At 71.8% G+C, this 13,395-nt stretch carries 11 protein-coding genes; 4 read left to right on the forward strand and 7 right to left on the reverse strand.

All coding sequences use genetic code 11. From position 1 onward, the window contains the following. Position 1: 1 nt before the first annotated feature. The 5 genes from ACY1JX_RS06740 to ACY1JX_RS06760 all read right to left on the reverse strand — a co-directional run bounded on the left by ACY1JX_RS06740 (position 2) and on the right by ACY1JX_RS06760 (position 6,494). Positions 2 to 625, reverse strand: a complete 624-nt coding sequence (locus tag ACY1JX_RS06740) for a SurA N-terminal domain-containing protein (RefSeq protein WP_462565646.1) — start codon at positions 623 to 625, stop codon at positions 2 to 4. 25 nt (positions 626 to 650) lie between these two features. After that, complete coding sequence (locus ACY1JX_RS06745) at positions 651 to 1,670, reverse strand: LCP family protein (protein ID WP_462565647.1); 1,020 nt, start codon at positions 1,668 to 1,670, stop codon at positions 651 to 653. Between the two features lie 71 nt (positions 1,671 to 1,741). Further along, positions 1,742 to 5,221, reverse strand: coding sequence for a transcription-repair coupling factor (gene mfd, locus ACY1JX_RS06750; RefSeq protein WP_462565648.1), 3,480 nt, complete (start codon positions 5,219 to 5,221; stop codon positions 1,742 to 1,744). 50 nt (positions 5,222 to 5,271) lie between these two features. Then, on the reverse strand, positions 5,272 to 5,658 hold the full coding sequence (gene acpS / locus ACY1JX_RS06755; RefSeq protein ID WP_462565649.1) for a holo-ACP synthase: 387 nt from the start codon (positions 5,656 to 5,658) through the stop codon (positions 5,272 to 5,274). After that, entirely contained in the window at positions 5,655 to 6,494 is an 840-nt protein-coding gene (locus ACY1JX_RS06760; protein WP_462565650.1) for an SGNH/GDSL hydrolase family protein, read from the reverse strand. The genes acpS and ACY1JX_RS06760 overlap by 4 nt, the downstream gene beginning before the upstream one ends. 202 nt (positions 6,495 to 6,696) lie before the next feature. Between ACY1JX_RS06760 and ACY1JX_RS06765 the strand changes: the two genes are divergently transcribed. From ACY1JX_RS06765 to nadE, 3 genes are read left to right on the forward strand one after another with little or no spacing between them, the layout of a single operon-like run. Further along, a complete protein-coding gene (locus ACY1JX_RS06765; protein WP_181754773.1) occupies positions 6,697 to 6,945 on the forward strand; it encodes an acyl carrier protein in 249 nt (82 codons plus the stop codon). 18 nt (positions 6,946 to 6,963) lie between these two features. Beyond that, the gene (gene asnB / locus ACY1JX_RS06770) at positions 6,964 to 8,904 is read left to right on the forward strand and encodes an asparagine synthase (glutamine-hydrolyzing) (protein ID WP_462565651.1); all 1,941 of its coding nucleotides are present in this window, start codon (positions 6,964 to 6,966) and stop codon (positions 8,902 to 8,904) included. Continuing rightward, complete coding sequence (gene nadE, locus ACY1JX_RS06775; protein ID WP_181754770.1) at positions 8,901 to 9,866, forward strand: NAD(+) synthase; 966 nt, start codon at positions 8,901 to 8,903, stop codon at positions 9,864 to 9,866. The genes asnB and nadE overlap by 4 nt, the downstream gene beginning before the upstream one ends. A gap of 3 nt (positions 9,867 to 9,869) precedes the next feature. Here the strand turns inward: nadE and ACY1JX_RS06780 are convergent, their stop codons facing one another. After that, the gene (locus ACY1JX_RS06780) at positions 9,870 to 11,273 is read right to left on the reverse strand and encodes a class I adenylate-forming enzyme family protein (protein WP_286929331.1); all 1,404 of its coding nucleotides are present in this window, start codon (positions 11,271 to 11,273) and stop codon (positions 9,870 to 9,872) included. Beyond that, the gene (locus ACY1JX_RS06785) at positions 11,270 to 11,875 is read right to left on the reverse strand and encodes a serine O-acetyltransferase (protein WP_286929329.1); all 606 of its coding nucleotides are present in this window, start codon (positions 11,873 to 11,875) and stop codon (positions 11,270 to 11,272) included. Before ACY1JX_RS06785 ends, ACY1JX_RS06780 begins: the two co-directional genes overlap by 4 nt. Positions 11,876 to 11,987: 112 nt before the next feature. Between ACY1JX_RS06785 and ACY1JX_RS06790 the strand changes: the two genes are divergently transcribed. Continuing rightward, the gene (locus tag ACY1JX_RS06790; protein WP_462565652.1) at positions 11,988 to 13,301 is read left to right on the forward strand and encodes a glycosyltransferase family 4 protein; all 1,314 of its coding nucleotides are present in this window, start codon (positions 11,988 to 11,990) and stop codon (positions 13,299 to 13,301) included. The last annotated feature ends 94 nt before the right edge of the window (positions 13,302 to 13,395 follow it).

A 13,395-nucleotide genomic window follows, 5' to 3' on the forward strand; every position in this document is an offset into this window, starting at 1 on the left:
GTCAGGAGCACTGGAGCGCCGCGGGCCGGTCCTCGGTGGCCGTGGCGTCCAGCTCGCCGCCGAACACCGACAGCGACCCGGTCTCGGAGATCTGCTGGATGGTCTCGTCGAGGCCGAACCGCGGGTCGACCGAGATGTCGGCCTCGGCGGTGGCCTCGGCCAGCAGCTGCTGGCCGGCCTGGAGCAGCTGCTCGCCCTCCTGGATCGAGGCGTCGGCCTCGCGCGCCATCTCCTGGGCGATGACGCCGGTGCGCTGGTTGCGCTCGATCAGCCTCAGCGCCGCGTCGAGGTCGTCACCGAACATCTGCACCAGCTGCTCCTGGTCGGCCGTGGCCAGCGCCGGCACCGTGACGTCGTAGCCGCGGTCCTTCGCGACCTGGTCGGCGACCTCGCCCGAGACCAGGTCGGCGACCGACTGGCGGCGCAGGGCGGCCGAGTCGATGCCGGCGGCGCTGCCGCTCTGGCCCGAGAGGGAGGCGGTGCAGTACACGTCGGCGACGTCCTCGACGTCGGACATGGGGATCCGGGTGCCGTCCACGACGGCCGCGGCACCGGGATTGACGGGGCCACAGCCCGCCATCAGCAGCGCGGCGAGCCCGAGGACGGCCAGGCGGGTCTTCGACATGGCGTCAGCGTACCGGGAGCGTGATTCAGTTCACGTCAGCCGGCAGGCCCGTGCCGGTCTCGGCGATCCACTCGGCCACCGCGTCCTCGCGGACGGCCTGCCACATCTCCTCGCCGGCCTGGCGGTCGAGGTAGACGACGCTCTGGTCGCCCTCCATCCCCGTGCCCTTCACCGGCACGGTCGTGAACGCCACGTCCTCGGAGCGGATCGACCGCAGCGACCAGGCGAAGTCGCGCAGGTCCCCGGTGCTCCAGCCCGCGTCCACCGTCAGGTTCGCGGTGACCGCGTCGAGGGCGTCGTACATGCGGAAGGGATTGGCGAAGGTCCGCGTGGAGAGCACCTGGGCCATCAGCGCGCGCAGGAAGTTCTGCTGGCGCTTGATGCGGTCGAAGTCACCGCCGGCGAGCCCGGCCCGCTGACGCACGTAGTCCAGCGCGGTCGCGCCGCCCATGCGCTGGGTACCGGCCTGCCACGTGCGGCCGGAGTACCCGTCGGTGACGGTGGCCGGCACCGTGATCTCGACCCCGCCCATCGCGTCGGTGAGGGCCTTGAAGCCCTCCCAGTCGATGACCGCCACGTGGTCGATGCGGACGTCGGTGAGGTTCTCGACCGTCTCGACGGCGAGTGCCGGGCCGCCCCAGGCGAACGCGGCGTTGATCTTGGCCGGCCCGCGGCCGGGCACCTGCACCCAGGAGTCGCGCGGGATGCCGACGACACCGAGCCCGCTGCGGTCGGAGGGGACGTGCACCACCATCATCGTGTCGCTGCGCTGGCCGGCGACGGAGCCGTCGACGCGCTTGTCGCTGCCCATCAGCAGGATGTTCATCGAGTCCCCGGCGGACTCCGCGGGGCGCTCCCCCTGCGGCATCGCCGACGGCAGGTGCTCGACCTGGCCGCCCAGCCGGCTCTGGACCCACACGCCGGTGCCCACGGCCGCGAGCACCGCGACGGTGACGACGATCGCCGTGACGATCACCAGGCTCCGCAGCACGCGCCGCCAGCGCGGCTTGGGCGCCGCGGCGACGGGGGCTTCGGTGTCGGTCACCGCCTGACAGTAACCGAGATTCCGCCGGTGTTTCCGCGGATTCAGCAACCTCTCAGGCGGCTGCGCCCGAGTCAGCCGACGATGGTGTCCACGACGCGTCCGACCCAGTCGAGCAGCTCGCGCCCACGCAGCGGCCTGCCGCCGATGCCGGGCTCGCGCGGGGCCGGCACGAGCAAGACCTTGACGGCCTCCTTGTACAGGCTCTTGGGGTAGATGCGGTTGATGCGCAGCTTCGCGGACTCGGGCAGCGTGACGGGGTTGAACCGGATGTTGGACCCGGCCGAGGTCACCTCGGTGAGGCCCGCGGCCCGCACCTTGACCCGCAGCGCCGCCACGTCGAGCAACGCCTCCACGGAGTCGGGCAGCTTGCCGTAGCGGTCCTGCAGCTCGGTGCGCAGCTCGTCGATGTCGGAGGTGGCCCGCACGTCGGCGAGTCGCTTGTACATCTCAAGGCGCAGCCGTTCGCTGGGCACGTAGTCGTGCGGCAGGTGCGCCTCGACGGGCAGCTCGAGCTTGACCTCCTTCTCGGGCGCCGCGTCGCCGCGGAACTCCGCGACCGCCTCGCCGACGAGCCGGATGTAGAGGTCGAAGCCGACGTCGGCGATGTGCCCGGACTGCTCGCCGCCGAGCAGGTTGCCCGCACCGCGGATCTCGAGGTCCTTCATCGCCACGGCCATGCCGCCACCGAGCTCGGAGTGCTGGGCGATCGTGACGAGCCGGTCGTGCGCCGTCTCGGTGAGCGGCTTGTCGGGCGGGTAGAGGAAGTAGGCGTACGCGCGCTCGCGGCCACGGCCGACGCGGCCGCGCAGCTGGTGCAGCTGCGAGAGGCCGAGCGTGTCAGCGCGCTCGATGAGCATCGTGTTGGCATTCGACACGTCGAGGCCCGACTCGACGATCGTGGTGCAGACCAGGACGTCGAAGCGCTTCTCCCAGAAGGCGACCATGACCTCCTCGAGCTGGTGCTCGCCCATCTTGCCGTGGGCCACGGCCACGCGGGCCTCGGGCACGAGCTCGCGGATGTGGGCGGCGGTCTTGTCCATGCTCTGCACGCGGTTGTGCAGGTAGAAGACCTGGCCCTCGCGCAGCAGCTCGCGCCGGATCGCCGCCGTGACCTGCTTGTCCTCGTACGGCCCGACGAAGGACAGCACCGGGTGGCGCTCCTCCGGCGGGGTGGCGATCGTGCTCATCTCACGGATGCCGGTGACGGCCATCTCGAGCGTGCGCGGGATCGGGGTGGCCGACATGCTCAGCACGTCCACGGCGGCGCGCAGGTGCTTGAGCGCCTCCTTGTGCTCGACGCCGAAGCGCTGCTCCTCGTCGACGATCACGAGGCCGAGGTCCTTGATCCGCACGCCGGGCTGGAGCAGCCGGTGGGTGCCGATGACGAGGTCGACGGAGCCGTCGGCCAGCCCCTCGAGGGTGGCCTTGGACTCCTTGTCGCTCTGGAACCGCGACAGCGGCCGGATCGTGACCGGGAACTGGCCGAAGCGCTCGGCGAACGTGGCGTAGTGCTGCTGCACGAGCAGCGTGGTGGGCACCAGCAGGATGACCTGCTTGCCGTCCTGGATCGCCTTGAACGCCGCGCGGACGGCGATCTCGGTCTTGCCGTAGCCGACGTCGCCGCACACGAGGCGGTCCATCGGGACGGTGCGCTCCATGTCGCGCTTGACCTCGTCAATCGTGGCGAGCTGGTCGGGGGTCTCGACGTGCGCGAACGCGTCCTCGAGCTCGGCCTGCCACGGGGTGTCGGGACCGAAGGCGTGGCCCTTCGTGGACTGGCGCGCGGCGTAGAGCTTGATCAGCTCGTCGGCGATCTGGCGCACCGCCTTGCGGGCCCTGGACTTGCGGTTCGACCAGTCGCCGCCGCCGAGTCGGTCGAGCGACGGCGACTCGCCGCCGATGTAGCGGCTGACCTGGTCGAGCTGGTCCATCGGGACGAACAGCCGGTCGGCGGGCTGGCCGCGCTTGCTGGGCGCGTACTCGAGCACGAGGTACTCGCGGGCCGCGCCGTGGACGACGCGGTTGACCAGCTCGACGTAGCGGGCGACGCCGTGCTGCTCGTGGACGACGGCGTCGCCGGGCTTGAGCTCGAGGGGGTCGATCTGCCGCCGGCGCCTCGCGGGCATCGACTTCGTGGTGCGCTCGACGGCGCGCTGGCCCACGAGGTCGTCGCGGGTCAGTAGGACGAGGCCGAGCGAGTCCGAGACGAACCCGTGCCCGATCTCGGCGCAGATCACCTGGACGACGCCGCGCTCGATGCCGTCGGACCCGTCGGCCCGATCGACGATGGCGCCGGGGACGTCGTGCTCGGCGAGCCACTCGACGGTGCGCTGGGCCTGCCCGTGGGCCGGGGCCACGAGGACGAGGTGGCGGCCCTCGGACCGCCACTTCACGATGTCGGCGAACGCCGCCTCGGTGTCACCGCGGTACTGCGGGGCCGGCTCGGCCTGCACGACGTGCGACTCGTCGAGGGCGAAGGACGAGACCTCGCCCCAGCCCAGGCCGAGCTTCGCGGCGTGCTCGCGGACGTCGTCGAGCTCGTGGAAGCCCGCCGAGCCGAGGTCGATCGGGCTCTCGCCGCCGCCGGCAGCCGTGGCCCACGACGCGGCGAGGAACTCCTCGCTGGTCGCGAACAGGTCGGCGGCGCGCGCCTTGATCCGCTCGGGCTCGGACGTCACGATCGTCGACCCCGGCGGCAGCAGGTCGACGAACAGCTCCATCTCCCCCGCCAGCACGGGGGCCAGCGACTCCATGCCCTCGACCGCGTGACCCTCCGACAGCTTCGTGAAGAGCTCGGCCAGCGAGGGGTGGCTCACGGCGTACCGCGCGGCGGCGGCGCGGACCTCGTCGGTGAGCAGCAGCTCGCGGCACGGCGCCGCCCACAGCCGGTCGACCGGCTCGAGGGTGCGCTGGTCGGCCACGGCGAAGCGGCGGATCTCGTCGACCGTGTCGCCCCAGAACTCCACGCGCAGCGGGTGGTCCTCGGTGGGCGGGAAGACGTCGACGATGCCACCGCGGACGGCGAACTCGCCGCGCCGCTCGACCAGGTCGACGCGGGTGTAGGCGGCCGCGGCCAGGCGGGCGACGATGTCGTCGAGCTCGACGTCCTCGCCGGCGCGCAGCTCGACAGGCTCGAGGTCGGCCAGCCCCTTGACCTGCGGCTGCAGCATCGACCGGATCGGCGCCACCACGACGCGCGGGCGCTCGTCGCCGCCGTGGACGACGCGGCGCAGCACGGCGAGCCGCCGGCCCACGGTGTCCGAGCGCGGCGACAGCCGCTCGTGGGGCAGCGTCTCCCACGCGGGGAACGACGCGACCAGTTCGGGGCCGATCAGGGCGCCGACCGCGGCAGCCAGGTCGTCGGCCTCGCGCTCGGTGGCGGTCACGGCCACGACGACGGACTCGTCGCCGGACAGGGCCGCGGCGACGAACGGGTGGAACGCGGGAGGAGCCGTCAGCTGCGCCGTCGCGGCACCTCCGCGCAGGGCGGAGGCGAACTCGACGAGATGGGGCTCGGCGGCGACCGCCGCGGTCAGTTCAGGTTGTGCCATGGCCTGTCAAGCCTACGGGCTGGGGCCGCACGGGACCCGCCGGGCGAGCCTCAGGACGACGTGGGCCAGCGCAGTGCCGTGACCATCGCGATCGCGTGCTCCTGCTCGTGCGAGAGCGAGAGGGACCACGACGCGAGCCCGACCTCGCGCGCGTGGTCGGCGGCGGCGGCCGCGAGCTCGAGCCGCGGGACTCCCCCGGCGTCGCGGCGCACCTCGATCGAGAGCGGGTCGAACCGGTCGAAGCCGCCCTCCAGGACCTTCATCACGGCCTCCTTCGCCGCCCACCGGGCCGCCAGCCGCTCGGGGCGCCCCGCGCAGTAGGCCAGCTCGTCCTCGGTCCAGTACTTCTGCAGGAACCGGGGGCCCGAGCGCTCCACGGCGGCCCGGATGCGGGCGACCGACACGATGTCGACCCCGCAGGCGACGCCGGGGGTCACGACCGGTTCGCCGCCGCCACCGTGGCCAGGAAGCTGTGGGCGGCGACGATGCTGCCGGCCTCGTTCAGGTGACCGGGATCGCGGGCGTACCCGTCGTAGAGCGAGTAGAAGGTCTGGCCGTCCTCGGAGGCCGCGACCCGCTCGCCCGAGGGCGTGGTGGACTGCATCGCGGCGACGTCCCACAGCCCGCCCGGCTCGGAGAACTCCGCGCGGATCATCTGGTTGTAGCGCTCGCGGGCGACGTTGTTCTCGTTCGCGAGGCCGTCGTCGCGCCCGATCGCCTTCTTGACCCAGCCCTTCCAGCTGCGTCGCGTGGTGACCGGCTCGGTCGTGGCGACGAACGTGGTGTCCGGGTAGGCCTCCTGCAGCGAGCGCAGCGTGTCGCGGTAGGCCGTGAAGACCTCGTCGAGGTCGGAGGACGCCCACAGGTCGACGTAGCAGAGCTTGAACACGACGACGTCGGCCTGATCGCCGACCCCGGCACGGACCACGGAGTCGAACTCCTTGATCTTGCCCAGGGGATCGCCGTTGGTGCCGACGCGCATGTGGGTGATCCCCGGACCCGCCACCGAGGTGGCCTCGGTGACCTCGGGAGCGGGGAGGCCCTCCTGCTCGTGGATCAGCCCGATCCCCCGCAGGACGTCGTCGCCCACCGACTGGTGCGCGAAGAAGACCTTGGTGTCTCCCAGTGATTCCATGTCGGCCTCGCTCGCCTCGACGGGGGTGAAGGGTTCGCCGGCGACCTCGTCGACGTCGGCCGCCACGGCGATTCCCACGCCGGCGGCGAGGGCGACGGCGGCCAGCAGCGCCACCAGGATGACCCAGGCCTTGCGCATCGTCGAACTCCTCTCGTCGGGGCGGTATCACCAAGGAGCCGTGGGGCTCGTGGCAGATACGTGATCCGGTGCCCCGATCGTACCGTCCGACCGTTGCCGGAAACCCGTGAATTCCCCGTAATTCGACTGGTAGTGTCCGGACACCGGGACGGTCGACCCCGGGCTGGCACCGGCAGGTGTGACAGAAGGTAAAGGAGTGCCCATGGCCACGCGAGAAGAGCTCGTGACCGAGCTGCGCGAGTTGATCCTCGGAGAGCTCATTCCCCTCGATCCGGACGAGCTGAAGGACGACTCCCCCCTCGTGGACGACGTCCTGGACTCCCTCGGCATCGCCGAGGTCGCCGTGTTCGTCGAGGACCGCATCGGGCGGCCCCTCGCCGCCGAGGAGGAGACCCGGGCCACCTTCGCGTCCGTGGACTCCGTCGTCGACTTCATCGTGCAGCACAGCTGATTCGCCACCGGACCGGCCATGTGCGGAATTGCGGGGATCGTCGCACCGGCGTCCCACGACGACGCCCACCGACTCCGGTCGGTGGAGCGGATGCTGGCCAGCATCGCGCACCGCGGCCCCGACGAGAGCCTCTCCACCAGCTCGGGTGCCGCGCACTTCGGCACGGTCCGGCTCGCGCTGGTGGACAAGCCCACGTCCCGCCAGCCGATGGCCGACGACGCGGGGCGCTACCTCCTGTCGTTCAACGGCGAGGTCTACAACTTCGCCGAGCTGCGGTCGGCGCTGGAGGGCGTCGGGCACACGTTCCGCACCTCCGGTGACACCGAGGTCGTGCTGCACGCCTTGATGGAGTGGGGCTCCGACGCGTTCGCCCGCTTCCGCGGCCAGTTCGCGATCGCGTTCTGGGACGCCGACCGGCGCCGGCTGCTGCTGGCGCGCGACCGGCTCGGCATCGTCCCGCTGTTCTGGACGCGGACGCCCGCCGACGAGCTGGTCTTCGCCTCCGAGGTCAAGGCGTTCGCCGACGCGGGCCTGCGCACTCCCATGTCGCTGCCCGACATCGTCGACGCCGGGGTGCTGTGGGGACTGCACCCGGGCCGCACCGCGTTCCACGGCGTCTCCTCCGTCCCGGCCGGCGGCTTCGTCGAGTCCCACGACGGCCACGAGACCGCCACGCGCTACTGGCGCTTCGAGTTCGCCGAGCAGCGCGACGACCGCAGCGTCGACGACCAGGCCAAGGAGCTGCTCGGGCTGCTCACGGCCGCGGTCGAGCGTCGGGTGCCCCAGTACGGCGACCCCGCCGTGCTGCTGTCGGGTGGCCTGGACTCCAGCGCGGTGCTCGCGGCCCTGCGCTCGATCCGGCCCGACCAGACGATCGACAGCTTCTCGATCCAGTTCGCCCAGGAGGGGCTCAACGAGGCTCCCTACCAAGCACTCGTCTCGGAGCACTTCGGCACAAACCACGACGCGATCGTGTGCGACGACGAGTCGGTCGCGTCGGCCCTCGAGCTGATCACGCGCCACGCCGAGCTTCCGCTCATGCGCACCGCGCCGGGGTCCTCGATCGCGCTGGCCGAGCGGATCAAGCAGAGCGGCTCGCGCGCCGTGCTCAGCGGCGAGGGCGCCGACGAGCTGTTCTGCGGCTACGACGTGTTCAAGGTGGCGTCCATCCGCGACGCCTGGGCCGCCGACCCCGACTCCCCCGCCTTCGGCCGGCTGCTCGAGAAGGCGCTGGCCCACCAGGAGCAGCTGGGTCGCGGAGCGAGCGCCGCGTTCTACGAGCGCGGACTCGAGCAGCGCGACGACCCCGTCTTCTCGCACCTGCACCGATGGTCGGCGGCCTTCCGGATCACCCAGTACCTCGCCGAGCCGCTGCGCGAGCAGACCTCGCTCGAGGGCACCCTCGGGCGCGTCCGCGACCGGCTGCCCGACGCCTTCCACGGGTGGTCCACGGTCGAGCGGGCGCAGTACCTCGAGGCCACCTACTTCCTGGGCACCTCGCTGCTGGCCACCCAGTGCGACCGCCCGTTCATGGCCCAGAGCGTGGAGTGCCGCTACCCGTTCCTCGACGAGGACGTCATCGACTTCGCCCTGACGCTGCCCGAGGCCTCGAAGCTGCACGACCTCAACGAGAAGCTCGTGCTCAAGGAGGCGGTGCGCGCCCACCTCCCGGCCGCGGTCACCGAGCGCGTCAAGCAGCCCTACACCGCGCCCGAGGGCGGCGTCTTCCGCTCGCCCACCGGCCGCGCCCTGCTCGACCGGTACCTCTCGCCCGACGCCGTGGCCGACGCCGGGGTCTTCGACCCCCGACGGGTGGCGTGGCTCATCGACAAGACCCATCGCAGCCGCACGAGCTTTCACGACGACCTCGCGCTCGTGTGGATCCTCAGCACCACGATGCTCGTCCAGACCTACGGCTTCGCGGACGCGGACGCCGACCTTCGAAGGGGAACCGCATGACCGACATCCAGGAACTGAGCCGCCGGATCGACCTCGAGGACGTGGGCGCCACCACCGACCTGCTCGTCGCGTCCATCCGCGACACCGCGCGGCACTTCCGCCGCACCGGGGCGATCGTCGCGCTCAGCGGCGGCATCGACTCCTCCGCCTGCCTGGGCCTGGCCGTGCGCGCGCTGGGGGCGAAGCGCGTCGTCGCGCTGACGCTGCCCGACAAGGAGAGCTCGGGCGAGACCGTGGGCTACGCGCAGGAGGTCGCCGACGCGTTCGGCGTCGAATTGCTGCACCGCGACATCACCGCCCCGCTGGACGCCCTCGGCTGCTACGACGACCGCCTCGCGGTGGTCCGCAAGATCGTGCCCGAGTTCGACGCTGACGCCGGCGACCGCTACTCGGTGGAGTTCGATCCGGCGCTGGGCAACGACGAGCAGCTCCAGTCCTTCCGCCTCAACGTGATCCGCGGCGGCGAGCAGACGATGCACCGCCTCGGCGGCCGCGACTTCCTGACGATCATGGCCGCGACCAACCAGAAGCAGCGCATCCGGATGCTCTCGACCTACCGCATCGCCGACGAGCGCAACCAGATCGTGGTGGGCACCTCCAACCGCCTCGAGCTCGACCAGGGCTTCTACGTCAAGCACGGCGACGGCTGCGGCGAGGTCTTCCCGCTGCGCCACCTGCTCAAGTCGCACGTGTACGAGGTCGCGGCGCACATCGGCGTGCCCGAGTCGGTGCAGAAGCGGCCGCCCACGACCGACACGTTCAGCGCGCCGCAGAGCCAGGAGGAGTACTTCTACGGCACGTCGGTGCGCATGAACGACGAGCTGTGGCTGGCCTGGGACCAGCAGGAGGACCCGGCGGCCACCGCCGAGCGCCTCGGCCTGGGCACCTCGGACGTGGAGAAGTTCTTCGAGCTCTACACGCGCCGGGCGCTGTACGCGGAGTACCTGCTGACGTCGCTGTGAGCCTCAGGCGCCGGCCGGGCGGCGCCTGACCAGCTTGCCGGTGCGCGTGGTCTCGAGGCGGTCGACCACCACCACCTCGCGCACGAGGCCGCGCGGGTCGACCGCGGCCAGCACACGCCGCGTGAGTCCCTCGCGATCGGCGTCGGGCGCCAGCTCGACGAACAGCGAGCACTGCGCGTCCTCGACCGTGTCGTCGGCCAGCAGCAGCGCACCGGCCACGCCGTCGACGCGGGCGACCTCGGCCTCGACCGCCACGGCCGAGACGCGGTTGCCGCGGAAGTTGATCATCTCCGCGAGCCGTCCGGTCACGGTGAGGTGGCCGTGGGCGTCCATCCGGCCGAGATCGGTGGTGACCAGCGGCGTGCCGGGCTCGCGCACCGGGTCGCCGAGGTAGCCCATGAAGACCGAGGGGCCGTTCACGCGGATGCGTCCCTCCTCGTCCGTCGCGACCCGGCCGTCGGCGTCGACGAGGTCGACCGTGGTGCCCGGCAGGGGCAGGCCCACGGAGTCGGCCGGCGCGGTGCTGCCCGGCGGCCGCACGGCCACCCGGGCGGTGGCCTCGGTGAGCCCGTACATGAGGTGCGTGCCGCCACCGAACCCCGGCGTCAGCTCGGCGAGCGAGGCGTCGGACACCCCGCCGCCGGCCAGCAGCAGCATGCGCAGGGCCGGGGCGAAGTCCTCGCCGAGCGTGAAGCGGCGCGCGACGAGGCGCAGGTAGTAGGGGACGCACGGCAGGATCGTCACGCCGTGCTGGTCGAGCAGATCGGCGAGCGGCCGCGACGGCAGGGTGCCCGACGTCATCAGCAGGGGCACCGAGCGCATCAGCGCCAGCAGCACCATCGAGAACCCGTAGGAGTGCGTCGGGTCGAGGATGAAGCCGAGGACGTCCCGGTCGGTGTCCCACGGCTGCACCACCTGGTTCACCGCGGTGACGTTGCACGCGACGTTCCGTGCCGAGAGCCGCACGCCCTTCGGCTCGCTCGTCGTGCCGGAGGTGAACAGGAGCAGCGCCTCGGGCGAGCCGACGACGTCGACGCCGTCGGCGGGGAGGTGGCGCGGATCGGTCGAGGGCTCGACGCCGAACGGCTCGAGGGTGCCGGCCGCCAGGTCGAACCGGCACCGCGACCGCGCCGCGAGCTCGCGGGTGCGCTCGGGGGTGGGTCGCGGCAGCATGACGAGCGACCGGCCCGACAGGAGCACCGCGACGATGTCGACGACGGCCTCGTGCCCCGCACCCGACAGGGCGACGCGCTCGTCGGCCGGCACGGTGGCCGCGATGTGCTCGGCGCGCTCGAGCGCCCGCGTGAACAGGTCGCCACGCGTGAGGACGGTCTCCCCGTCGATCACCGCGACGCGCTGCGGGTCGTCGGTCCACCGCAGCAGGTCGGCGAACGAGACACCCGTCATCGCAGCCTCAGCGACCGGGCGGGGGGCGACACCACGCTGCCGCCGGCCGGGACGTCGGTGACGACGACCGCGTTGGGACCGACCTTGGCGCCGTCGCCGACGCGCACCGCTCCGATGACGACGCTGCCCACGCCGAGGTGGACGCCGCGGCCGATCCGTGGCGGCGCGTAATAGGACTCCGCATGGTCGGGCTCCCACCGGCGGCCGAGGGTGACGCCGTGGTAGATCATGCAGTCGTCACCGATGACGGCACCGGGCTGGAGCACCACGCCGTTCTGGTGGACGAAGACCACCCGGTGACCGATCGCCGTGTCGTGGCTGACCTCGAACCCCAGCACGTTCCGGACGTACGCGGCGTTGACGAACTTGTAGAGCACCCGTCCGAGGCGGCGGACGAGGAAGCCGCGCGCGGGGGCGTGGACCCACTCGCCGAAGCGGTGCACCGCGAGCATGTGCTTGGCGGGCACGAGCCAGCCGGGAGCGTGCGAGGCCATGTCCTCACGGACGATGTCGAGCAGGCCCTGCCACGTCGACATGTCCCATTCGGTGGGGTCGGTGACGACCGGCGCGGTCGGCTTCGCGGGCTCCTGGTCTGTCGTCATGGCAGGAGTATGGCACCGGACGAGGGCCGCCGGTCGAGCCACGAAACGCGGCTGTCGGGACAGACTCGCGGTTTCGCCACGACGGCCCGGCGGACTGCCTACGCTGGTGCCCATGTCGAACGCGCCCGCATCCCGGCCGCACGTCCTCGTGATCGTCCAGAACCTGCCGGTTCCGCTGGACCGCCGCGTGTGGCTCGAGTGCCGGGCGCTGATCGCCGCCGGGTTCGACGTGAGCGTGATCTGCCCCAAGGGCCCGGGCGACCCGTCCGCGGAGACCCTCGACGGGGTCCGCATCCACAAGTACCGTCCCGCGCCGCAGGCCTCGGGCGCGCTCGGCTACCTGGTGGAGTTCGTCTACTCGTGGCTGCGCACCGCCTGGCTCTCGCTGCGCGTGTGGCGCGAGCGCCCCTTCCAGGCGATCCAGGCCTGCAACCCGCCCGACACCTACTGGGCGCTGGCCCGGCTGTGGCGCCGGCGTGGTGTGGCCTTCGTGTTCGACCAGCACGACCTCAACCCCGAGCTCTTCCTCTCGCGCTTCGGCGAGCCCGACTCGCTCATGCAGCGCCTGCAGTTCACCTTCCTGAAGTGGCTCGAGCGCCGCACGTACGCCACCGCGGACCACGTGATCTCCACGAACGAGTCGTACAAGCGGATCGCCCTCGAGCGCGGCGGGTTCCGCCCGGAGGACGTCACCGTGGTGCGCAGCGGCCCGGACACGTCGACGATGCGGCCGATCCACGACCCGGGTGCCCCCTCGCCCACCCGGCACACGCTGGCCTACCTCGGGATCATGGGGCCGCAGGACGGCGTGGAGACCGTGCTCGACGTCATGGACGAGCTCGTGCACCGGCGCGGACGCACCGACGTCGACGCCGTCCTCATGGGCTTCGGCGACTGCTACGAGGACCTGCGCCGGCGCTCCACCGAGCTGGGCCTGGATCACCTCGTCACCTTCACCGGTCGGGTCGGTCCGGCCGAGATCGCGCGGCACCTCAGCGCCGCCACGGTGGGGCTGTGCCCCGACCTCAAGACGCCGCTCAACGACGTCTCCACGATGAACAAGACGATGGAGTACATGGCCTATGCGCTGCCCACCGTCTCGTTCGACCTCGTGGAGACCAGGGTCTCGGCAGGTGAGACGTGTCTGTTCGTCGAATCGGGTGACATCGGCGCCTTCACCGATGCCGTCGAGCGCCTGCTCGACGACCCGGGACTGCGCGTCAGGCTGGCGCGAGAGGCCCGCGAACGCGTTTCGACCCGCTTGGACTGGAAACCGCAGTCGGCGGCTTACGTCGGCGTCTGGAGGGCCCTGCTGGGTACCACGGACGAGTCCGGACCAGCCAGAAAGAACTATGTGGACTTGGTCACACAGGAGGAGTTCGAGCGCTTCGTGCTCTCGCGGGGCCCACTCCCACCCGCATCCTGAGTCACTCCACTCTCGTCCGAGGGCCGGTTCTGCCTGCCATTTCGCTTGCATCGCCGTGTCGGGGCGTGCGAGGGTTGGCGGGTTCACGCCTCTA

It is taken from the genome of Aeromicrobium sp. JP4 (genome assembly GCF_054957925.1).

Excerpts from the sequence above, each read along its gene's own strand:
- asnB (WP_462565651.1), top strand. The coding sequence starts at position 6,964 with ATGTGCGGAATTGCGGGGATCGTCGCACCGGCGTCCCACGACGACGCC.
- ACY1JX_RS06790 (WP_462565652.1), top strand. The coding sequence starts at position 11,988 with ATGTCGAACGCGCCCGCATCCCGGCCGCACGTCCTCGTGATCGTCCAG.
- ACY1JX_RS06780 (WP_286929331.1), bottom strand. The coding sequence starts at position 11,273 with ATGACGGGTGTCTCGTTCGCCGACCTGCTGCGGTGGACCGACGACCCG.
- nadE (WP_181754770.1), top strand. The coding sequence starts at position 8,901 with ATGACCGACATCCAGGAACTGAGCCGCCGGATCGACCTCGAGGACGTG.
- ACY1JX_RS06740 (WP_462565646.1), bottom strand. The coding sequence starts at position 625 with ATGTCGAAGACCCGCCTGGCCGTCCTCGGGCTCGCCGCGCTGCTGATG.
- ACY1JX_RS06765 (WP_181754773.1), top strand. The coding sequence starts at position 6,697 with ATGGCCACGCGAGAAGAGCTCGTGACCGAGCTGCGCGAGTTGATCCTC.
- ACY1JX_RS06760 (WP_462565650.1), bottom strand. The coding sequence starts at position 6,494 with ATGCGCAAGGCCTGGGTCATCCTGGTGGCGCTGCTGGCCGCCGTCGCC.
- mfd (WP_462565648.1), bottom strand. The coding sequence starts at position 5,221 with ATGGCACAACCTGAACTGACCGCGGCGGTCGCCGCCGAGCCCCATCTC.
- ACY1JX_RS06785 (WP_286929329.1), bottom strand. The coding sequence starts at position 11,875 with ATGACGACAGACCAGGAGCCCGCGAAGCCGACCGCGCCGGTCGTCACC.